At 69.9% G+C, this 20,705-nt stretch carries 19 protein-coding genes; 13 read left to right on the top strand and 6 right to left on the bottom strand.

What is annotated here, in order from left to right; genetic code table 11:
* The first annotated feature begins 25 nt into the window (after positions 1–25).
* A complete protein-coding gene (locus B0B14_RS09065) occupies positions 26–1,054 on the top strand; it encodes a 6-phosphofructokinase (protein ID WP_076681070.1) in 1,029 nt (342 codons plus the stop codon).
* A 174-nt stretch (positions 1,055–1,228) separates the two neighbouring features.
* Here B0B14_RS09065 and B0B14_RS09060 read toward each other — a convergent pair whose 3' ends face one another.
* Positions 1,229–1,867 (bottom strand): DUF559 domain-containing protein, encoded by a 639-nt coding sequence (locus B0B14_RS09060; RefSeq protein ID WP_256714313.1) that lies wholly within the window; start codon positions 1,865–1,867, stop codon positions 1,229–1,231.
* Between the two features lie 473 nt (positions 1,868–2,340).
* Positions 2,341–4,482 carry a S9 family peptidase gene (locus tag B0B14_RS09055; RefSeq protein WP_076681068.1) on the bottom strand — a complete coding sequence of 714 codons (2,142 nt, stop codon included), beginning with the start codon at positions 4,480–4,482 and terminating at the stop codon, positions 2,341–2,343.
* 187 nt (positions 4,483–4,669) lie between these two features.
* Here B0B14_RS09055 and B0B14_RS09050 point away from each other — a divergent pair, with 187 nt between their 5' ends.
* The 5 genes from B0B14_RS09050 to B0B14_RS09030 all read left to right on the top strand — a co-directional run bounded on the left by B0B14_RS09050 (position 4,670) and on the right by B0B14_RS09030 (position 9,356).
* Positions 4,670–5,884 (top strand): inorganic phosphate transporter, encoded by a 1,215-nt coding sequence (locus B0B14_RS09050; RefSeq protein ID WP_076681067.1) that lies wholly within the window; start codon positions 4,670–4,672, stop codon positions 5,882–5,884.
* The gene (locus B0B14_RS09045; RefSeq protein ID WP_076681066.1) at positions 5,881–6,213 is read left to right on the top strand and encodes a peptidase; all 333 of its coding nucleotides are present in this window, start codon (positions 5,881–5,883) and stop codon (positions 6,211–6,213) included. The genes B0B14_RS09050 and B0B14_RS09045 overlap by 4 nt, the downstream gene beginning before the upstream one ends.
* A gap of 61 nt (positions 6,214–6,274) precedes the next feature.
* The gene (locus tag B0B14_RS09040; RefSeq protein WP_076681065.1) at positions 6,275–7,195 is read left to right on the top strand and encodes a phosphodiesterase; all 921 of its coding nucleotides are present in this window, start codon (positions 6,275–6,277) and stop codon (positions 7,193–7,195) included.
* Positions 7,196–7,333: 138 nt separating this feature from the next.
* Positions 7,334–8,800: an aspartate ammonia-lyase gene (locus tag B0B14_RS09035; protein WP_076681064.1), complete on the top strand. Its 1,467-nt coding sequence runs from the start codon at positions 7,334–7,336 to the stop codon at positions 8,798–8,800.
* Positions 8,801–8,897: 97 nt separating this feature from the next.
* On the top strand, positions 8,898–9,356 hold the full coding sequence (locus B0B14_RS09030; protein WP_076681063.1) for a DUF4190 domain-containing protein: 459 nt from the start codon (positions 8,898–8,900) through the stop codon (positions 9,354–9,356).
* Between the two features lie 66 nt (positions 9,357–9,422).
* Here B0B14_RS09030 and B0B14_RS09025 read toward each other — a convergent pair whose 3' ends face one another.
* Positions 9,423–10,289, bottom strand: coding sequence for a fumarylacetoacetate hydrolase family protein (locus B0B14_RS09025; RefSeq protein ID WP_076681062.1), 867 nt, complete (start codon positions 10,287–10,289; stop codon positions 9,423–9,425).
* A gap of 61 nt (positions 10,290–10,350) precedes the next feature.
* Between B0B14_RS09025 and B0B14_RS09020 the strand changes: the two genes are divergently transcribed.
* From B0B14_RS09020 to B0B14_RS09010, 3 genes are all read left to right on the top strand, one after another.
* A complete protein-coding gene (locus B0B14_RS09020; RefSeq protein ID WP_076681061.1) occupies positions 10,351–11,553 on the top strand; it encodes a PrsW family intramembrane metalloprotease in 1,203 nt (400 codons plus the stop codon).
* A gap of 182 nt (positions 11,554–11,735) precedes the next feature.
* Positions 11,736–12,104 carry an FKBP-type peptidyl-prolyl cis-trans isomerase gene (locus tag B0B14_RS09015; protein ID WP_076681060.1) on the top strand — a complete coding sequence of 123 codons (369 nt, stop codon included), beginning with the start codon at positions 11,736–11,738 and terminating at the stop codon, positions 12,102–12,104.
* Positions 12,105–12,270: 166 nt separating this feature from the next.
* Entirely contained in the window at positions 12,271–12,831 is a 561-nt protein-coding gene (locus tag B0B14_RS09010) for a YceI family protein (protein WP_076681059.1), read from the top strand.
* A gap of 51 nt (positions 12,832–12,882) precedes the next feature.
* Here the strand turns inward: B0B14_RS09010 and B0B14_RS09005 are convergent, their stop codons facing one another.
* A complete protein-coding gene (locus B0B14_RS09005) occupies positions 12,883–13,833 on the bottom strand; it encodes a DMT family transporter (protein WP_076681058.1) in 951 nt (316 codons plus the stop codon).
* 284 nt (positions 13,834–14,117) lie between these two features.
* The gene (locus B0B14_RS08995; protein ID WP_256714312.1) at positions 14,118–15,449 is read right to left on the bottom strand and encodes an MFS transporter; all 1,332 of its coding nucleotides are present in this window, start codon (positions 15,447–15,449) and stop codon (positions 14,118–14,120) included.
* 160 nt (positions 15,450–15,609) lie between these two features.
* Between B0B14_RS08995 and rpsO the strand changes: the two genes are divergently transcribed.
* Positions 15,610–15,879, top strand: a complete 270-nt coding sequence (gene rpsO, locus B0B14_RS08990) for a 30S ribosomal protein S15 (RefSeq protein ID WP_056121136.1) — start codon at positions 15,610–15,612, stop codon at positions 15,877–15,879.
* Between the two features lie 82 nt (positions 15,880–15,961).
* Here the strand turns inward: rpsO and B0B14_RS08985 are convergent, their stop codons facing one another.
* Entirely contained in the window at positions 15,962–16,984 is a 1,023-nt protein-coding gene (locus B0B14_RS08985) for an isopenicillin N synthase family dioxygenase (RefSeq protein ID WP_076681056.1), read from the bottom strand.
* A gap of 202 nt (positions 16,985–17,186) precedes the next feature.
* On the opposite strand from B0B14_RS08985, the gene efeU reads away from it, so the two are divergent.
* The 3 genes from efeU to efeB are packed head-to-tail and all read left to right on the top strand — an operon-like array spanning position 17,187 to position 20,700.
* Positions 17,187–18,134 carry an iron uptake transporter permease EfeU gene (gene efeU, locus B0B14_RS08980; RefSeq protein ID WP_076681055.1) on the top strand — a complete coding sequence of 316 codons (948 nt, stop codon included), beginning with the start codon at positions 17,187–17,189 and terminating at the stop codon, positions 18,132–18,134.
* Positions 18,131–19,360, top strand: coding sequence for an iron uptake system protein EfeO (gene efeO, locus B0B14_RS08975; RefSeq protein ID WP_076681054.1), 1,230 nt, complete (start codon positions 18,131–18,133; stop codon positions 19,358–19,360). The genes efeU and efeO overlap by 4 nt, the downstream gene beginning before the upstream one ends.
* 8 nt (positions 19,361–19,368) lie before the next feature.
* A complete protein-coding gene (efeB, locus tag B0B14_RS08970; RefSeq protein WP_076681053.1) occupies positions 19,369–20,700 on the top strand; it encodes an iron uptake transporter deferrochelatase/peroxidase subunit in 1,332 nt (443 codons plus the stop codon).
* Positions 20,701–20,705 lie beyond the last annotated feature (5 nt).

Raw genomic sequence — 20,705 nt, 5'->3', positions numbered from 1 at the left:
TCGACCCGACAGCAAGGACCCACACATGAAGATCGGCATCCTGACGAGCGGTGGCGACTGCCCCGGCCTCAACGCGGTCATCCGCGGCGTCGTGCTCAAGGGGACGACGAACTACGATCTCGAGTTCGTCGGCATCCGCGACGGCTGGCGCGGCGTCGTCGACGCGGACTTCTTCCCGTTGACGCGGCACGAGGTCAAGGGTCTGTCCAAGGTCGGCGGCACGATCCTCGGCACCTCGCGCACGAACCCCTACGAGGGTCCGCGCGGCGGCGCCGAGAACATCGCGAAGACGCTGTACGGGCACCGCATCGACGGCATCATCGCGATCGGCGGCGAGGGCACTCTGGCGGCCGCGAACCGTCTCCAGAACGACGGCATCAACGTGCTGGGCGTCCCGAAGACGATCGACAACGACCTGCGGGCCACGGACTACTCCTTCGGCTTCGACACGGCCGTCAACATCGCGACCGACGCGATGGACCGCCTCCGCACCACGGGCGACTCGCACCAGCGCTGCATGGTCGCCGAGGTGATGGGCCGCCACGTCGGCTGGATCGCGCTCCACGCCGGGATCGCGGCCGGCGCCCACGTCATCTGCATCCCCGAGGTGCCCCTGTCGATCGACGAGATCACCGAGCAGGTCTCCAAGGCGCACGACCGCGGCCGCGCGCCGCTCGTCGTCGTGTCGGAGGGCTTCACGCTCACGGGCATGGACGAGGCGTACAGCGACAAGGGGCTGGATGCCTTCAACCGTCCGCGCCTCGGAGGCATCAGCGAGGTGCTGGCGCCCGAGATCGAGCGCCGTACGGGCATCGAGACCCGTGCGACGGTGCTCGGCCACATCCAGCGCGGCGGATCGCCGTCGGCCTTCGACCGCGTCCTCGCCACCCGGCTCGGCCTGCACGCCGCCGACGCCGTCGTCGAGGGGGCGTGGGGCCAGATGGTCTCGCTGAAGGGCACCGACATCGTGCGGGTGCCGTTCGCCGAGGCGCTCGGCGAGCTCAACACGGTCCCGCAGTACCGCTACGACGAGGCCGCAGCGCTCTTCGGCTGAGCCGGGCCGGCGAACCGCGGCACCCACCGCCCCTCGTCGCGTCCGCGTCCCCGCGTCGATTCCAAAGCCGAGAACAGGACTTCTGCCCGGTACAGGTTGCTCTGGGCGGAACAGCCCTGTGCTCGGCAGGACGCCTGTGCAGGACCGGGACCGCCTTCGCCAGCCGCGGGGTGCTCACCTGCGGCGTCCCACATGGAGGCCCTGGGCCATCGCGGTCATGACCGTCGAGATCACGTAGGGCTGGTCGAAGAGCACCTGCTGGTAGTCGAATCGCAGGGTCGTGTAGCCGCGGAGGGCGAGGCGTGCATCTGCGCGGAGGTCTCGGCGGCGGTCCGAGGCAGAGCTGTGGTGCGCGAAGCCGTCGAGTTGGATGGCGAGCAGCTCGCCGATGACCCCGTCCAGGGGATGCCCGTCGATCCACACCTGCTGTCGGACGATCACGCCGATCGACGACATGAGCTCGCGGAAGACCGTCTCGACGCCGGAATGCGACAGATGCGTCACCACGCCGGCGAGCTCTGCGGCCCGAGTGCTCCGCCACCGGACGTGGACGAGCTCCTCGGCGCTCGCCACGCCGGCGCGCAGCGCGGACTCCCACACGGCGAGGGCGTGGAGGCGAGGTACGCAACGCGCGACGTGGAAGAGAACGTTGATGAGCGGCTCCTCCACCGCCGTACGCGCGACGGCGATGGGCGGGGTGGAGCTGTGCAGTCGCATGCCGTGCGAGGGCAGCCGAGAGGCGGTCGACGGCACGGCGACATGCAGCAGATCGTGCTCGTGGACCCACAGACCGAGGGCGGCGGCCGCGCTCACGCACGTCACTCGACCGCTGACGCTCGCGGCGCGACGCCGCGATGGGTCACATCCCGGCGCGGCGAGCCAGGATCGGCGGATGCGATCGACCTCGCCGGACTCGACGGCACGCGCGATGTGGTGCTTCGAGAAGCCGGCGGCACGAGCGTCGGAGGTGTGTGCGACGCCGCGAGGTGCGATCCAGCGTGCGAGTGCCCGGACGGATGACATCGTGTCAGCATCCCGGGCATCGCGTCGGCAGGGCTGATCACGTCGTCGTTCGGTGGACAACGTCGTGCACCTCCCGCCGTGTGGGGGAACCGGCTCACGTGCCACCGACAGGCGATCTGCCCGACGCAGGACGAATCTCGTCACATCCGCCTGCGTCCGGCAGATCGCCTGCCCTGGGCCGGGAGGTCGGGATGAAGCGGATGCCGGGGACCGGCGCAGGCCGGGGACCGGCGCAGGCCGGGGACCGGCGCAGGCGGGGGAGGTCAGTCGCCGGCGACGCCGAGCACGTCGAAGAGCCAGGCCAGCTCGAACGCTCGCTCGCGCCAGGCGTTGTACCGGCCCGAGACGCCGCCGTGGCCGGCGACCATCTCGCACTTCAGCAGCGCGTCGGCGCCGACCTCGCGCAGGCGCGCGACCCACTTCGCCGGCTCGACGTACAGCACGCGCGTGTCGTTGAGAGATGTGACGGCGAGGATCCGGGGGTAGGCCGCATCCGCCCGCACGTTCTCGTACGGCGAGTACGACTTCATGTAGGCGTACACGTCGGCGTTGTGCAGCGGGTCGCCCCACTCGTCCCATTCGATCACCGTGAGCGGCAGCGACGGGTCGAGGATCGTCGTCAGCGCGTCGACGAACGGCACGTCGGCCAGGATGCCGGCGAACAGCTCGGGCGCGAGGTTGGCCACCGCACCCATCAGCAGGCCGCCCGCAGATCCGCCCTCTGCCACGAGCGAGGCGGGCGTCGTGTAGCCGTGGTCGATGAGGTGCCGCGCGGAGTCCACGAAGTCGGTGAAGGTGTTGCGCTTGCTCAGCAGCTTGCCGTCTTCGTACCACTGCCGGCCCATCTCGCCGCCGCCGCGCACGTGTGCGACGGCGAAGATGACGCCCCGGTCGAGCTCCGACAGGCGGGGGACGGAGAATCCCGGCTCGATCGAGTGCTCGTAGGAGCCGTAGCCGTACAGGTGCACAGGGCGCGGCGCCGCTCCGGCGTCGCCGAAGGACCGCTTCCAGACCAGCGAGATCGGCAGCTGCGTGCCGTCCTGCGCCGTCGCCCAGACGCGCGCCTGGGCGTAGTCGGTGGCGTCGTACCCGCCGAGCACGGGCTGCCGCTTGCGCAGGAGCAGCTCGCCGGTGGCGATCTCGTAGTCGAAGACGGTCGAGGGCGTCACGAACGACGCGTACCCGAGACGCAGCAGCGGCGGCGCCCACTCGGGGTTGCCTCCGGTGCCGACCGAGTAGAGCGGCTCGTCGAACTCGAGTTCGCGCACGGCATCCGTCGCGTAGTCGAGCAGTCCCAGGCGCGCGAGGCCGCCGCGGCGGTAGCCGACGACGCCCCAGTCGCGGAACGTCGACACTCCCAGCAGCCGGTGCCCGGGCTGGTGCGCGATCACGACGCGGCGGTCGCCGGTGGGGTCGGATGCCGAGACGCGCACGAGCTCGAAGTCCAGGGCGTCGTCGTTGTGCAGGATGAACAGCACGTCCTCGCCGTCGACGACCGCGTGCTCGGAGTCGTACTCGACGCCTTCCACCCGCGGCCAGACGACGCGCGGCGCGCTCCGGAGGTCGTCGGCGTCCACGAGCCACTCCTCCGACGTGATCGAGGATCCGACGCCGATGACGAGGTAGCGGTCGCTGCGGGTGAAGCCGGCGCCGACCCAGTAGCGCTCGTCGGGCTCGTGGAACAGCTTCACGTCGGCCGCGACCGGCGTGCCGAGTTCGTGCAGCCAGACGGTGTCGGGACGCCACGCGTCGTCCACCGTCGTGTAGACGATGAAGCGGCCGTCGGGGGAGAAGCTCGCCCCGGCGAACGTGCCGGGGATCTCGTCGGCCAGCTGCTCGCCGGTCACGAGGTCGCGGACGCGGATCGTGTAGCGCTCGTCGCCCTCGACGTCGACGCCGTACAGCATCCGGTTCCCGTCGGTGGTGATCTCGAAGCTGCCGAGCGAGAAGAACTCGTGGCCCTCCGCCTCGATGTTGCCGTCGAGCAGCACCTGCTCGCCCGGGACGGGCGCGTCTGCGCTGAGCACCGGGGGAGTCCAGTCATCGGGAGAGGCCAGCGGTGCACGGCACTGGATGCCGTACTGCTTGCCCTCGTGGGTGCGGCCGTAGTACCACCAGTCGCCTCGGCGCGTCGGCACCGAGAGGTCGGATTCGAGCGTGCGGCTCTTGATCTCGCCGAAGATCTTCTCGCGCAGGCCCTCGAGGTGCGCCGTGCGGGCCTGCGTGTACGCGTTCTCCGCCTCGAGGTGGGCGAGGACGACGGCATCCTCCTTGTCGCGGAACCACTCGTAGGCGTCCTCGACGGCGTCGTCGTGGTGCGTCCTGACGGTGGGGCGCCGCGCGGCGACGGGGGCGGGATCGGAGGGGGAGACGGGAGCCGCGGAGGCGGCGGACGAGTCGGTCACGGTTCAACGCTAGCCGCATCGCCTCGGAGGTCGCCCTTTCACGGCGCAGACCGGTTACGGGAAGGCGATGCGGTGTGCGAGGATTCATCGTGGTCCGGTTAACCGGACGTGAATCCACGGTGAACTGTTCGTTCGCACCGCCGATCCCGTCGGCACCTCTCTCTGATCCCTCCAAGGAAAGCGAACGGTGGAAACCGCAGTCCTGATCGTCGTGCTGGTCATCGCTCTGGCACTCTTCTTCGACTTCACCAATGGGTTCCACGACACCGCGAACGCGATGGCGACGCCCATCGCGACCGGTGCTCTCAAGCCGAAGGTCGCGGTGCTGCTCGCTGCGATCCTGAACCTCGTCGGCGCGTTCCTGTCGACGGAGGTGTCCAAGACCATCTCGCACGGCATCATCCAGGACGACAAGATCGAGTTGTCGATCATCTTCGCCGGCCTGATCGGCGCGATCACGTGGAACATGCTGACGTGGCTGCTGGGCCTTCCCTCGAGCTCTTCGCACGCGCTGTTCGGCGGTCTGATCGGCGCGACGCTGATCGGGGCGAGCGCGAGCGCGATCGACTTCGGCGTCGTCCTCAGCAAGGTCGTGCTCCCCGCCGTCATCGCCCCGTTCACCGCCGGCGTCATCGCGTTCGTCGCGACGAAGGTCGCGTACGCGATGACCCGCCGCTACGACGGCAAGCCCGACGGCCGCACCGGATTCCGGTGGGGGCAGATCTTCACCTCGTCGCTCGTCGCGCTCGCGCACGGCACCAACGACGCGCAGAAGACGATGGGCGTCATCACCCTGACCCTGATCCTGGCGGGATGGCAGTCCTCCGAGAACGCCGACCCGCAGCTGTGGGTCATCGCCGCGTGCGCGTTCACGATCGCGCTCGGCACCTACATGGGCGGCTGGCGCATCATCCGCACGCTCGGAAAGGGCCTCACCGACGTCAAGCCCGCGCAGGGCTTCTCGGCCGAGACCTCGACGGCCTCGACGATCCTCGCCTCGAGCTTCTTCGGCTTCGCCCTGTCCACGACGCAGGTCGCATCCGGATCGGTCATCGGCTCGGGACTCGGGCGCCGCGGGTCCACTGTGCGGTGGCGCACCGTCGGCCGCATCGGCGTCGGCTGGATCCTCACGCTGCCTGCTGCCGGCGCCGTCGGGGCGCTCGCTGCGCTGATGGTGGTCTGGCTCGGCGGCTGGGGCGTCGTGATCGACTCGATCCTCGCGGTCGCCGTCGTGCTCGGGATCTTCCTCCGCTCGCGGCGAGACGCCGTCACCTCCAGCAACGCGATGAGCGAGGTCGCCGATTCCGGCCTGGCCGTGAAGGTGAAGCGCAACCCGCCGCCCACGCGCCGGCAGCGCGCGGCCGAACGCGAAGAGGCACTGAAGGACGGGGGCGAGAAGTGAACATCACGATCGAGTGGTTCGCCTTCGTGCAGGTGTTCGGCGCCGCCCTCCTCGGCGCCGTGCTCGTCGTGGGCTTCTACGCGCTGGGTCTGCGCCTCCTGGTGCGCGCGGGCCGGGCGCCGGTCGTCGCACCGGCCGAGTTCACCGACGCGATCACCATCGTGCGGCCGAAGGACTTCATCCGCGCGGAGAAGGCCGCAGCCAAGGCGGCCCGCAAGAGCCCGCTGACCGACGAGCAGAAGCAGATCGCCCTCCTGGGCGCGTACGGATCGTTCGGGCTCGCGGGGCTCGCCGTTCTGGGCGGCCTGATCCTCATCGTCGTCCACTGACGCGTCCGGCCCGGCACGGCTCGCGGAGCGCGGTGGGGGTGGTCCGTTCTAGGCTGACGGCATGGATGCCGCGTCCCTGTCCACTCCTGCTGCGCCGTTCGGCCAGTATCCGCCGGCGCGGCGCGTCATCCTCCACCTGAGCGACACGCACCTCATGGGGGGCAACGTGCCGCTCGGCGGCCGGTACGACACGGCCGCGAACCTGGCGCGCACCCTCGCCAAGGTCGAAGGGCTGGGCGTCCGCCCCGACGCGATCGTGTTCACGGGCGACCTGACGGATCTCGGCGAACCTGCCGCGTACCGTGCGCTCGCCGAGGCCGTCGAACCGGTCGCCGAACGGCTGGGCGCGCCCGTGATCTGGGTCGCGGGCAACCACGACGAGCGCACCGCGCTGCGTCGCGACCTGCTCGGGCTCGAGCCCACGGAGGAGCCGGTGACCGGCGTCTGGGATCTCGACGGGCTGCGGATCATCGCCCTCGACTCCAGCGTTCCCGGCTGGCATCACGGCGACCTCGACCAGGGGCAGCTCGACTGGCTGCGCGAGACACTGATGACGCCCGCGCCCCTCGGCACGCTCCTGGCCCTGCACCACCCTCCGCTGCCGAGTCACATCCCTTTCTTCGACATCCTGGAGCTGCGCGATCAGCAGCGCCTCGCCGACATCATCGCCGGTACCGATGTGCGCGGCATCCTGGCGGGCCACCTGCACTACTCGACCCACGGCACGTTCGCGGGGGTGCCCGTGAGCGTCGCGGCCGCCACGTGCTACACGATGGACCTCGCGCGCCCGCCCGCCGAGGTCAACGGCATGGATGCCGGCCAGTCGCTCAACCTCGTGCATGTCTACGACGACACGATCACCCATGCCGTCGTGCCGGTGGTCGAGGCGGAGACGGCCGATTTCTTCTCGGAGGAGTGGCTCGCGCAGATGGCTGCGCTGTCGCCGGAGGAGCGCCTAGAGGCCTTCTCGCGCAAGCGCTGAGACGACGGCGCCGGATGCCGCGACGGCGACCGCCGTCGTCGCTCCTGTACACGGCGTACACCCACGCCTGGGCGCCGCGTGGCTAGGCTCGGAGCATCCCTTCACACCGCCGTGAACGACCCACGAGGACTGCACACCATGGCTGACGTCGCACCGCAGCGCACCCGCACCGAGACCGACTCCCTGGGATCGATGGAGATCCCGTTCGACGCGTACTGGGGCATCCACACCGCCCGCGCGCTGGAGAACTTCCCGATCTCCCAGCGACCCATCTCCGTCTACCGCGACCTCGTCGTGGCGCTGGCGATGGTGAAGCAGGCCTCGGCACGGGCCAACCTCGAGATCGGCGTGCTCGATCCGCAGCGCGCGGATCTGATCGACCGGGCGTCTCAGCTCGTGATCGACGGCGAGTACCACGACCAGTTCGTGGTGGGCGTCATGCAGGGCGGGGCCGGAACCTCGACCAACATGAATGCGAACGAGGTCATCACCAACATCGCGCTCGAGCTGGCGGGTCGCGAGAAGGGCGACTACGACTTCCTGTCGCCGATCGACCACACCAACCGCAGCCAGTCGACCAACGACGTCTACCCGACGGCGATCAAAGTCGGGCTGAGCCTGGACCTCATGTCGCTCCTGGACGAGCTCGATCTGCTGCGGCAGTCGTTCCTCGCCAAGGCGGTCGAGTTCCACGACATCCTGAAGATCGGACGCACGCAGCTGCAGGATGCCGTGCCGATGACGCTGGGGCAGGAGTTCCACGGCTTCGCGACGACTCTCGGCTACGACCACCAGCGCCTCAGCGAGAACGCCGTGCTGCTGTACGAGATCAACATGGGCGCCACGGCGATCGGCACGGGGATCACCACGCACGCGAGCTATGCCCCCGCCGTGCTGCGACACCTGCGCGAGATCTCCGGCCTCGATCTCGCGACGGCCGACGACCTCGTCGAATCCACGAGCGACACGGGCTCGTTCATGTCGTTCTCGGCATCGCTCAAGCGCAATGCGATCAAGATGTCGAAGATCTGCAACGACCTGCGCCTGCTCTCCAGCGGACCGCAGGCGGGCCTCGGCGAGATCAACCTCCCCGCACGCCAGGCGGGATCGAGCATCATGCCGGGCAAGGTCAATCCCGTCATCCCCGAGGTCGTCAACCAGATCGCCTACGCCGTCGCGGGCGCCGACCTCACCGTCACGATGGCGGCGGAGGGCGGTCAGCTGCAGCTGAACGCGTTCGAGCCGGTCATCGCGCACTCGATCTTCCAGTCGATCACGTGGATGCGCCGGGGCATGCGGACGCTGCGCGTCAACTGCGTCGACGGCATCACGGCGAACCGCGAGCGACTGGGCGCCATGGTGGGGTCGTCGGTCGGGGTCATCACGGCGCTCACACCCTCCATCGGGTACGCGGCCTCCGCCGCCCTGGCCAAGACGGCTCTCCTCACGCACCGCAACGTGGCCGACCTCGTCGTCGAGGCGGGGCTCATGTCACGCGAGGAAGTGACGAAGCAGCTGTCGCCCGCCCGGCTGTCGGGGCTCGAGACGATCACCGAGGCCATCACGGTGATCCGTCCGGCGGAGAACATCGTTCCGGGCAAGTGACTCACAGGGATTGTTCAGAAAGCGTCGACGCGTACTACGGTTCTGGGTAACCCCCTCCACCATCCCACGCTCGATCGAGCCCTGAGAGAGGATCCCCATGACCGACCAGAACCCGTCCGGCACCACGCCGCCGTCCGACCCCTCGGCGGCCGCCCAGCCGGCTCCGTCGTCCACCCCGCCCGCGTACGAGGCGCCCGCCTACGCCGCACCCGCCGCACCCGCGTACGGCAGCGCCCCGGCCGCTCCGTACGGCGCGCCCGCGCAGCCCGCCGTCCCCGGCAAGACGCTCGGCATCGTCGCGTTCGTGCTGTCGTTCTTCGCGCAGCTCATCGCGCTGATCCTCGGCATCGTCGCGCTCGTGCAGTCGCGCAAGGCGGGTCAGAAGAACGGCTTCGCGCTCGCCGCGATCATCATCAGCGCCGTGCTCATGGTGGTCGGCGTCATCGTCGTCATCGTGCTGATCACGGCCGGGCTCGGAGCGGTCAACGAACTCTGCCAGGGGATGCCCCCGGGGGAGTACGAGCTCACCAACGGCGGCACCATCGTCTGCCCGTGACGACGTGAACCGTGAGAAGGCCCCCTCGATCCGAGGGGGCCTTCTTTCCTGTCCGGGCTGCGTCGTTCAGTCCAGGATCCGGCAGTGGGTCGTGAGGGCGCCGATGCCGTCGATCCCGACCGTCACGGTGGAGCGGTCGCGCAGGAAGACCTGCGGGTCGCGCGAATAGCCGGCGCCGCCGGGGCTGCCGGTGGAGATCAGCGTGCCGGGCAGGAGCGTCGCCGACCGCGACACCTGCGAGATGAGGGTGGCGACCGAGCGCACCATCTGAGCCGTGGAGGCGTCCTGCAGAGTGTGCCCGTCGAGCACCGTCCAGATGTGGAGGTCCTGCGGGTCGGGGATCTCGTCGGCTGTGACGACGTAGGGGCCCGTCGGGGTGAAGCCGTCGAACGACTTGCAGCGCGACCACTGCGCCTCCGAGTACTGGATGTCGCGGGCCGTGATGTCGTTGACCACGGTGTAGCCCCAGACATGCCCGAGGGCGTCTTCGGGGGCGACGTCCTTCGCCGGCGTGCCGATGATCACTCCGAGCTCGGCCTCGTAGTCGATGGCCTCGCTGAGCGAGCGCGGCCACACCGTGGTCGCATCGTGGCCGGTGAGCGAGTTGGGCCAGAGCACGAACACGGTCGGCGTCGAATCGGTCTTGAGCCCCAGCTCGCTCGAGTGCGCCGCATAGTTGAGGCCGATCGCGAGGATCACCGGGGGAGAGAGCACCGCAGAGGCGAATCGCACCTCTGCCACGGGATGCCGCGGCAGGCCGTCGCCTTCGGCGTCGCGCACGCGCGCGAGGAGTTCGTCACCGCCGGCGATCAGCTCCTCCAGGAAGCGCGGAGCGCCCGGGAAGAGCCCTTCGACGATGATCGCCTCATCGTCTCGGATCACGGCCAGTCGGGGCTCTGCGGCCCCGGAGGGGATCACGTGGGCGAAGCGCATCCCTCCAGGCTAGTCGCCGCGTCGGCATCGACCACCCCCGTGGACCCCTAGGCTGTTCGGCATGTCGACCGGATACACGCCGCCTCCGGCCCCTCAGACGTTCGCCTCGCCGCTCGCGCAGCCCTCGCTCGCCCCGCCCGCGCCCGTCGTCCCGGCCGTGGTCTCGCCTCCCGTGCTCCCCGTCCCGGTGCGCACGGGTCGCACAGCGCCGATCTGGCTCTTCGGCGTGCTGGCCTTCGTGCTGATCGCGCTGGTCGGGTACTTCCTGACGGCGATCGGCCCGTTCGCGTCCGCCGTCGGCGCCGTGCTCGCCCTCCTCCCGCTGGCGGGGGTCGTGATCGCGGTGCGGATCGTCGACCGGTGGGAGCCCGAGCCGCGGGGCCTTCTCGTGTTCGCGGCAGCATGGGGCGCGATCGCGGCCGTCGGCATCGCGCTCGGTGTCGATCTCCTCCTCTCGCCCCTCACGCGCGGACTCGACGCCGCGACGTACGACATCTTCTCGTCGGTCGTGCAGGCGCCCATCGTGGAGGAGTTCGCGAAGGGCCTCGGCGTCCTCCTGATCTTCCTCACCGCGCGGCGCGCGTTCGACGGCCCCGTCGACGGGGTGGTCTACGGCGCACTCGTCGGAGCCGGCTTCGCCTTCACCGAGAACATCCAGTACTTCGCCATCAGCCTCATCGAGGGCGGATTCGGCGACGTCACGGCCACGTTCTTCGTGCGCGGCATCCTCTCGCCCTTCGCCCACGTCATGTTCACGTCCATCACGGGCTTCGCGCTCGGCCTCGCCGCGCGCCGCGGCGCGACGGCCGGTCAGGCTCTCGGGCCGTGGGTGCTCGGGATGCTGGGCGCCACGGCGCTCCACGCGTTCTGGAACGGCTCTGCGGTGTTCACGAGCTTCTTCCCCCTCTACATCACGGTGCAGGTGCCGCTCTTCGTGCTCTTCATCCTCGGCATCGTGATGCTGCGCCGAGAAGAAGCCCGACTCACGCGTTCGCGGCTGGGGGAGTACGCCGCTGCAGGATGGTTCACCCCTCAGGAGGTCGACATGCTCGCAACCGCCGCGGGACGCAAGGCCGCGCTCGCGTGGGCCGGCACGCTGCGAGGCGACCGCAGGCCGATCATGACGGGCTTCATCCACGACGCGACGGCCCTCGCCATGGCGCGCCAGCGTGCCCTCACCGGGCGCGACCCGCACGCGGCCGCCGATCAGCGCGCGCTGCTCGAACGCACGACGGCGGCGCGGGCCGCGCTGTTCGCACCGTAGGCGAAGGAATCGCCCGGGAAAGGGCTCAGCGCTCGGGCCGCGGCATTGCCTGCGTGCAACCGAGCGCTGAGCTGATCTGCTCCCAGCGTGTCAAAGGAGACGGTCGCGCGTCAACCCCTTTTCCACGCTCGCCGACAGCGAACGCGTTTGACCCTCTCTCCACGGTCGGGTTGGATGGTCGCATGACTGACGACCGCACCAAGCCCGAGTTCGACGCTCCCGAGGGCCCCGCCCCCACCGATCTCGTCATCCGCGACATCATCGTGGGCGACGGCGCCGAGGCGAAGCCCGGCGACACCGTGACCGTGCACTACGCCGGCGTCGAGTACGACTCGGGCGACGAGTTCGACTCGTCGTGGGGTCGTGGCGAGAGCATCCAGTTCCCGCTGCGCGGGCTCATCCAGGGCTGGCAGGACGGCATCCCCGGCATGAAGGTCGGCGGCCGCCGCGAGCTGGTCATCCCGCCGCACCTGGCGTACGGCCCCGCCGGCGGCCACTTCCTCGGGGGCAAGACCCTGATCTTCATCATCGACCTCATCAAGGTCGGCTGAGACTCTTCTCGTCCAGAGGGACGGATGCCCGAGGCATCCGTCCCTCTGTCGTTCCGGCCGGCGGATCCGGCCGAGAATTTTTCATGCACGGGAATAGAACACGGGGCGCCGCGCGTTGGCACCCTGAGACCTGCCGGAACACGCTCCGGCTCACGAAAGGACCGACATGACCGACAACACCCTCACCGAGATCCCCGGCTACAAGGCGGGCACCTGGGTGCTCGACCCTTCGCACAGTGAGGTGGGCTTCAGCGTCCGCCACATGATGATCTCGAAGGTGCGCGGCCACTTCGACATCAAGGAGGCGACGCTCGTCGCCCCCGAGAACCCGCTCGAGGCGAGCCTCACGGCCAAGGTCGACGCATCGTCGCTCTCGACCAAGGACGAGGGCCGCGACCAGCACCTGCGCTCGGCGGACTTCTTCGACGTCGAGACCTACCCCACGATCGACTTCGTCTCGACGGGGGTCCGCCTGGAGGGTGGCGACTTCCTCGTCGACGGCGACCTCACGATCCGCGGCATCACCAAGCCGGTCACGTTCGACGTCGACTTCGGCGGCTTCGGCTCCGACCCGTGGGGCAACTACAAGGCGGGCGCGACCGCCAAGACGGTCATCAACCGCGAGGACTTCGGTCTGACGTGGAACGCCGCGCTCGAGACCGGCGGCGTGCTCGTCGGCAAGGACGTCACGATCGAGCTCGACCTGCAGGGCGCGCTCCAGGCCTGACCCGATCACGAGCAAGGGGCGGATGCTGCGGCATCCGCCCCTTCTTCGTGCTCAGACGGCGTGCCGTCGGAGTCGCAGACGGTCCTGCGTGAGGAGGATGCCGGCGAACACGACGAGGGCGCCGACGGGCTCGTTCCACGTCAGCTCTTCCCCCAGCAGGAGGATGCCCAGCGCCACCCCGACGACGGGGGTGATGTAGGTCACCGTCGACGCCCGTGTGGGCCCCCACGCCCGGAGCGTGTTCTGGTTCCAGATGTAGGCGACGCCGGTGCCGAGGCATCCGAGCAGGATCACGCTGCCGATGATCCACGGATCGAGGACCACGGGGGTCAGCACCAGCACCGGGGTCAGCACCGCCATGATCGCGGCGGCGATGCCGATGTTCAGGAACGAGAACACCAGCGCGGTCATGCCGGTGCGGGAGACGAATCGCCGCATGTAGGCGAGGCTGAAGCCGTAGCAGGCGGTCGCTCCCAGGATCGCGAGCTGGGCGATCAGGCTCTGCGACAGGTCGAGTCCCTGCCACGGCGCGATGATGACCATCACGCCGAGGATGCCGACGACGATCCCCGCGATCTGCAGCGGCTTGAGCTTCTCGACCCGGAACACGGCCCACGCCATGACGGCTGTCATGAGCGGCGTCGTGGCGTTGTAGATGCTCGCCAGTCCGCTCGTGACGTGCTGCTGAGCCCAGGAGAACAGCAGGAAGGGCACGACGCAGAACGACACCGCGAGCACCGTCATGTGGAGCCAGACCGTCACCTGGCGGGGGAGGGGGTCGCGGCGCAGCAGGACGAAGAGCCCGAGGGTGAGTCCGCCCAGGATGAGCCGGGACCACGCCACCTGCGCCGGCGAGATGCCCGTGAGGGCGACCTTCATGAACAGGAAGCTCGATCCCCACACGATCCCGCACAGGAGGAACTGCACGGCGATGACCGCGTTCGACCCGGTCGCGCGATCGGCTGAGACGGGCGCGATGCGCGGAATCGGGGCGGTGCTCACGCGGCGACTCTAGACCCGGGCGGAGACACCGATGTGCGCCGGGTCGTCGGCCGTCCGGAATCCGACGGGGACTGGCCGGATGCCGCCGTCACGGCGCCGCTCCGCGATCCTCGATCCCGCGAGATCCCCCCGCGACGTGTGGGACGCGCGATCCGGTATTCGGAGAATCGCACGATCGGATATTCGGAGAATCCCTCGACATTCGGATGCCGGCGGCCGTCGCATCCGAATCTCCTGCGGATCTCCGAGATCGGTGGGGCAGCGGGGGCGGTCACCGTCCGCCGTCACGGCACCGGGTGGTCGGCGTCGTAGTCGCGGAAGCGCGGAGTCAGGCGCACCAGGAGGGCGACGAGGGCGACGATGACGAATCCGCCGAGCAGCGGCGGGAACCACAGCGCCGTGAGGGTCGCCAGCGTGCCCGCGTAGAGCGAGCCGAGCCGCGGTCCGCCGGCCACGACAACGATGAAGATCCCCTGCAGTCGGCCGCGCACGGCATCCGGAACCGCGGCCTGCACCATCGTGTTGCGGAAGATCGAGCTCACGTTGTCGGCGGCGCCCGCGATCGCCAGCGCGATGATCGCGAAGCCGATGACGACGACGTTGGCGTGATCGGCATCGACCACCTCGGGGGCGAACCAGCCGAGCGCCCCGGCTCCGAGCGCCAGCCCGAACAGGGCGATCGCCGCGCCGTACACCAGGATCGCGCGCTCGATGCCGAGACCCTGCCGTCGGACGCGTCCGACCGGGCCGGAGAACACGCTCGACACGAACGCGCCGGCGGCGATGGATGCCGTGAGCAGTCCGGTGGTGATGGGGCCGCCCCCGAGCAGCACGGCGCCGATCGCGGGGAACAGCGCGATCGGCTGGCCGAACGTCATGGCCACGATGTCGAGCAGGAACTGCAGGCGGATGTTGCCCGCCCGCTTCAGGAAGCGCCAGCCGTCCTTCAGCGATTCGAGCCCCGGGCGCACCACCGTGCCCTCGGGGAGGATCGCGGGCAGCGTCCACAGGCCCAGGAAGTTCGCGAACATCAGGACGACGTCGATCGAGTAGGTCCAGGCGTATCCGGTGAAGGCGACGAGGACGCCGGCGAGCGCCGGACCGCCCATCACCATGATCCCCATCGTGATGCCGTTCAGGGCGGATGCCGCGGGCAGCAGATCGCGGGGGATCAGTCGGGGCACGATGGCCTGGCGCGCGGCCATCACGATCGAGTTCGCGGCCGAGTTGACGATGCTCAGCACGTACAGCCACCACACCGTCTCGCCGCCGGTCCAGGCCAGCACGGCGAGCATCGCGGTGGACGCCCAGGTGACGGATGCCGCGATCAGGGCGATCCGGCGCCGATCGAACGCGTCGGCGAGCATGCCGCCGTAGAGACCGGCGAGGATCATCGGCACGAGGCCGGCGACGGCGATCATCGCCACCGCGAACGTCGATCCGGTCAGCTCGTACATGTGCAGCATGACGGCCACGATCGTGAGCTGGCCGCCGAGGCCGGCGAGCGTCGATCCCGTCCACATGCGCGCGAATGCGGGGCTCGCGCGGAACGGCCGCAGGTCGATGAAGTGGTCTCGACGCAGCCGAGGGAGGCGGCGGCGTCCGGTATCACTCACCCGTCGAGGCTAGTGGCGGGGGGACCGTCCACGGGCCGATTCGCCGGGTCGGTCCGGCGCTGGTAGACTCTGGAGGTTGCCGTTTGATCGGCCGCGGATAAACAGAGCTCACGCATCAGGCGTCGGGCGCCGCGCAATGAACAGGAAGGGGATCCCATCTATGCCACTCGAGTCTGACGCCAAGAAGGCGATCATCGAAGAGTACGCGACGCACCCCGGTGACACCGGATCCCCCGAGGTGCAGGTCGCGATGCTGACGCAGCGCATCAAGGACCTCACCGAGCACCTGAAGGAGCACAAGCACGACCACCACTCGCGTCGTGGCCTGTTCCTGATGGTCGGTCAGCGTCGTCGCCTGTTGGGCTACCTCCAGGACATCGACATCAACCGCTACCGCTCGCTCATCGAGCGTCTGGGTCTTCGCCGCTAAGCAGCGCCCCAGCGTAATATCGCACTTCTTCCGAAGGCCTCCCCAGGTGTGGGGAGGCCTTCGTCGTTTCCGGCGGGCGGAATCAGGACGTCGTGGCGGCCCGTGCTGCGACGAGGTCGGCGTGGTGGATCGCCGCGACATCCGGATGCGCCCGCAGGCGCGACTTCAGCGCGTTCTCGCCGTAGAGGGCGTGGATGGGGTTCGCGGGGTCCTGCGTCACCCCGGTCGCCTGGCCGGCCAGCTCTGCGGGGAGCTCGATCAGCGGGAGGCGCTTGTCGAGCGCGGGGTTGAAGAAGAACGGCACCGAGATGCGGTCGTCCGGGTACGTCGGCGACACCACGCGGTGGTTCGTCGCGATCAGGTAGCCCTGGGTGGCGTATTCGAGCATCTCGCCGATGTTGACGACGAACGCGCCCGGCACCGGCGGAGCATCCACCCACTCGCCGTCGCGCTGCACCTGCAGGCCTCCCTTGCCCGGCTCGACCCACAGCAGCGTCAGCACACCGGAGTCCTTGTGCGCTCCGACCCCCTGCTGCGGGGTGGGGCGGTCGGTGCCGGGGTAGCGCACGATCTTGAGGAGCGTCGAAGGTTCGCCGAAGTGCTCGTCGAAGTAGCCCTCGGGCGCGCCGAGCGAGAGCGCCCACGCGCGCAGGAGCTTGCGGGCGACGCCGGTCAGGTGCTCCTGCCACTCGTCCGCGACCGCGCGCAGGGCGGGCTGAGCCGCCGGCCACAGATTGGGACCGATCAGGCGGAAGAAGTCCGGCGCATCGGGATCGTCGATGCGGGCGCGCTCGGGCCCGATGTCGATCTGCTCGCGCCAGTCGACACGGCCCTGGGTGCGCTCGCCGCCCACCCGGGTGTATCCCCGGAAGTGCGGACTGCGGACGTTCTCGATTGCGAGCTTGTCGGCTTCGGGCAGCGCGAAGAACTCCCGCGCGGCCCGGTGCAGACGGGCCTCGAGCGCGGGCGTGACGCCCGTGCCGGTGAGATAGAAGAATCCGACATCGTGGGTCGCCGCGCGCAGGTCGTCGCGGAACCGGTCGGCGGCCTCGGGTCCCGCATCGAGCTGGGAGAGATCGAGGATCGGCAGGGTGGGATCGCTCATGCCCCGAGGCTAGGGCCGCCCCCGCGGCATCCGCTCGTTTGTTGCCGACCATGACCGCGGGGCGGGGTCGTCGGGTTGAAGTCCGGGCCTCGACGAGGATAAGGTTGCCCTAAGTGAGGTTCGCCTAACCTGACCGCTTCTGCGGTCGACCTGCGATGGGGCAGCGGGCACCGGCCTTGCTCGACTACACGAAACATCCCCGGTGCTCGCCACATTCCTCATCGGCCTCCGTGAAGGCCTCGAAGCCGCGCTCGTCGTCGGCATCCTCGTCGCCTATCTGAGCCGGCTCGGGCGCCGAGACGTGCTGCCGCGCCTGTGGGCGGGCATCGGTCTGGCGGTCGTGCTCGCGCTCGGGATCGGCGCATTCCTCACCTTCGGCGCGTACTCCCTCACCTTCGAGGCGCAGGAGCTCATCGGCGGCACGCTGTCGCTGCTGGCCGTCGCAATGGTCACGTGGATGATCTTCTGGATGCAGAGGACCGCGCGAACACTCAAGAAGTCGCTGGAGAGCGGGCTCGACCGAGCGCTCGCGTCGGGAGGCCTCTGGGCGATCGTCGCGATCGGCTTCGTCTCGGTCGCCCGCGAGGGCATCGAGACGACGCTGCTGCTGTGGTCGATGGTGCAGTCCTTCGGCGACGCGCCCGCGGCGCTAGCGGGCGCGCTCCTCGGACTCGCCACCGCGGTGGTGCTCGGCTGGCTCCTGTCGCGCGGGATGCTGCGCCTCGACCTCCGCGTGTTCTTCACATGGACGGGCGCGTTCCTCGTGATCGTCGCCGCCGGTGTGCTGGCGTACGCGATCCACGACCTGCAGGAAGCCGGCGCCCTTCCCGGACCGTTCACGGCCTCCGCCACGATCGACGCCGCCACGGGCGCCGTGGGAGTGGGGGCTGCGGGAATCCCGTTCGGCTGGGCCTTCGACGCCTCGGCTGCGATCCCGCCCGGAAGCGCCCTCGCCGCCGTGCTCCAGGCCACCGTCGGCTTCATGCCGCAGATGACCTGGCTTCAGGTGATCGCCTGGACGCTCTACGTCGCGATCGTCGGAGGCTTCTTCGCGCGCGGCGCGACGCGCCCGCGCTCCGCCGCTCCGGCCTCCGCGGCATCCGCCCCGCTCTCGACCCTCACCACCACTCCACGACAGGGAGCAGCATGACCCTCCACCGCACGTCTTCCGTCCTCGCGGTCGCCGGCCTCACCGCCCTGGTCCTCGCGGGCTGCGTCGCGAAGTCCGACGCGGCCGCATCCGGCGCCCTCCGTGTCGAATCGACCGACGGCACGTGCGCCGTGTCGGCGCCGACCGCGACGAGCGGGACCCTCGCGTTCGACGTCACCAACGCGGGGGAGCAGGTGACGGAGTTCTACCTGCTCGCCGACGACGGTCTGCGCATCGTCGGGGAGGTCGAGAACATCGCCCCCGGAGCATCCCGCACCCTCACCGTCGTCGCCCAGCCGGGCGAGTACTTCACCGTGTGCAAGCCGGGCATGATCGGCGACGGCGTCGGACGGGCGGGCTTCACGGTCACGGGCGACCAGGTCGTGGCCGCCGGCGACGACGCCCAGCAGAAGCAGGAGGCCGTCGCCCTCTACGCGGCGTTCGTGAAGGACCAGGTCGGCCGACTCGTTCCGGCGGTGGAGGACTTCGTGACCGCCTACGAGTCCGGCGACGACGTGTCCGCTCAGGAGCAGTATCCTCAGGTGCGGGCGTTCTACGAGCGCATCGAGCCCGTCGCCGAATCGCTCGGCAACCTCGATCCGCGCATCGACTACCGCGAGGTCGACGCCGTCGCGGAGGGCCTCGACTGGACGGGCTTCCACCGCATCGAGAAGGACCTCTGGGTGCCGGCGCAGGACGCGCTCAACGCCGACGGGGAGACGCCCGCCTGGCAGGACTGGGCGCCTTCGACGGCCTCCGAGCGTGCGGCCTTCGGCGACGCCCTCCTGGCGGACGTGCAGGAGCTCTACGACTACGTGCACTCGGACGACTTCCGGACGGCGCTTGACCAGCAGGGCGTCGCCGGGCTGTCCAACGGCGCCATCGCGCTCCTCGACGAGGTCGCGACGGGCAAGATCTCCGGCGAGGAGGACTGGTGGTCGGGCACCGACCTGTGGGACTTCGCCGCGAACGTCGAGGGCTCGAAGATGGCGTTCTCCCTGGTCGAGGAGTTCGCGAACTCGAAGGGAGCGGCGGGAGAGGCCCTCGTCGCCGAGATCGAGAGCGGGTACGCCGACCTCGAGGCCTCCCTCGCCGCGCACGGCTCGCTCGAGCGCGGATTCGTGCACTACCGCGAGCTGACCGAGGCCGACAAGCGCGAGTTCACCGACCTCATCAACGCCCTCGCCGAGCCGCTCTCGCAGCTCACCGTCACGGTCCTCGAGTAGGCCTTGCGATGATCGACGACCCTTCGACAGGCTCAGCGGCCGGGGGCGGGGAAGGCCGCCCAGGGGCCGGTGCGGAGACCGGCCTCAGCAGGCGCGGTCTCTTCGGCCTCGCTCTCGGCGCCGGTGCGGCGGGGGTCGCGCTCGGGGCCGGCGGCGGCACGGCGGCCGGCGTCGCGGCGGGACGGACGAAGGAGCGGGATGCCGCGGCATCCGCCTTCGACTTCTTCGGCGTGCACCAGGCCGGCATCACGACGCCCGTGCAGGACCACCTGCACTTCGCCGCGTTCGACATGATGCCCCGCACGAACCGCGCCGACCTGATCGCACTGCTCCAGGAATGGTCGTATGCCGCGTCGCGCATGACCCAGGGCCTCGACGCGAGCGCGTCCGGCGCGGTCGGCGGATCGCCCGAGGCGCCGCCCGATGACACCGGCGAGGCGCAGGGCCTGAGTGCGAGCGGCCTGACGATCACGTTCGGATTCGGGCCGACGCTGTTCGAATCGGCCGAGGGCGAGGACCGCTACGGGCTCGCCGCCCGCAGGCCGCCCGGCCTCGTCCGGCTCCCGGCGTTCCTCGGCGACGATCTCGACCCGGCGCACTCCGGCGGCGACCTGTGCATCCAGGCGTGCGCCGACGATCCGCAGGTCGCCGTGCACGCGATCCGCAACCTCAGCCGCATGGCGTTCGGCACGGCGCGGCTGCGCTGGTCGCAGCTCGGCTTCGGGCGCACGTCGCGCACGACGCAGGCCCAGGCCACGCCCCGCAACCTCTTCGGGTTCAAGGACGGAACGGCCAACATCCTCTCCGACGACACCGCCGCCCTCGACGATCACGTGTGGGTCGCGGCATCCGACGAACCGGCCTGGATGGCGGGAGGCTCGTACCTCGTCGCCCGGAAGATCGCGATGCTCATCGAGTCGTGGGACCGCGTGCGCCTGTCGGAGCAGGACCGCATCGTGGGCCGCACGAAGGGCGAGGGGGCGCCGCTGTCCGGCGGCACGGAGTTCACCGCTCCCGACTTCGCGGCGACGGATGCCTCGGGCCGCCCGGCGATCGACCCGGCGAGCCACGTGCGCCTCGCGCACCCCGATGCCAACGGCGGAATCCGCATCCTCCGTCGCGGCTACAACTTCGTCGACGGCAACAACGAACTGGGCCGGCTCGACGCCGGACTGTTCTTCCTGTCGTACCAGCGCTCTCCCGAGCAGTTCATCGCGCTTCAGCGCGCCCTGTCGACCGATGCCATGAACGAGTACCTGCGACACGTCGGGTCGGGCGTCTGGGCGGTGCCGCGTGGAGTGACGCCGGGATCGTACGTCGGGGCGGAGCTGTTCGCCTGACCCGG

The organism is Microbacterium sp. RU33B, from assembly GCF_900155915.1.
Lineage (GTDB): Bacteria > Actinomycetota > Actinomycetes > Actinomycetales > Microbacteriaceae > Microbacterium.
Note: the sequence above shows the minus strand (reverse complement) of the source record. Positions and strands in the feature narration are given on the sequence as shown.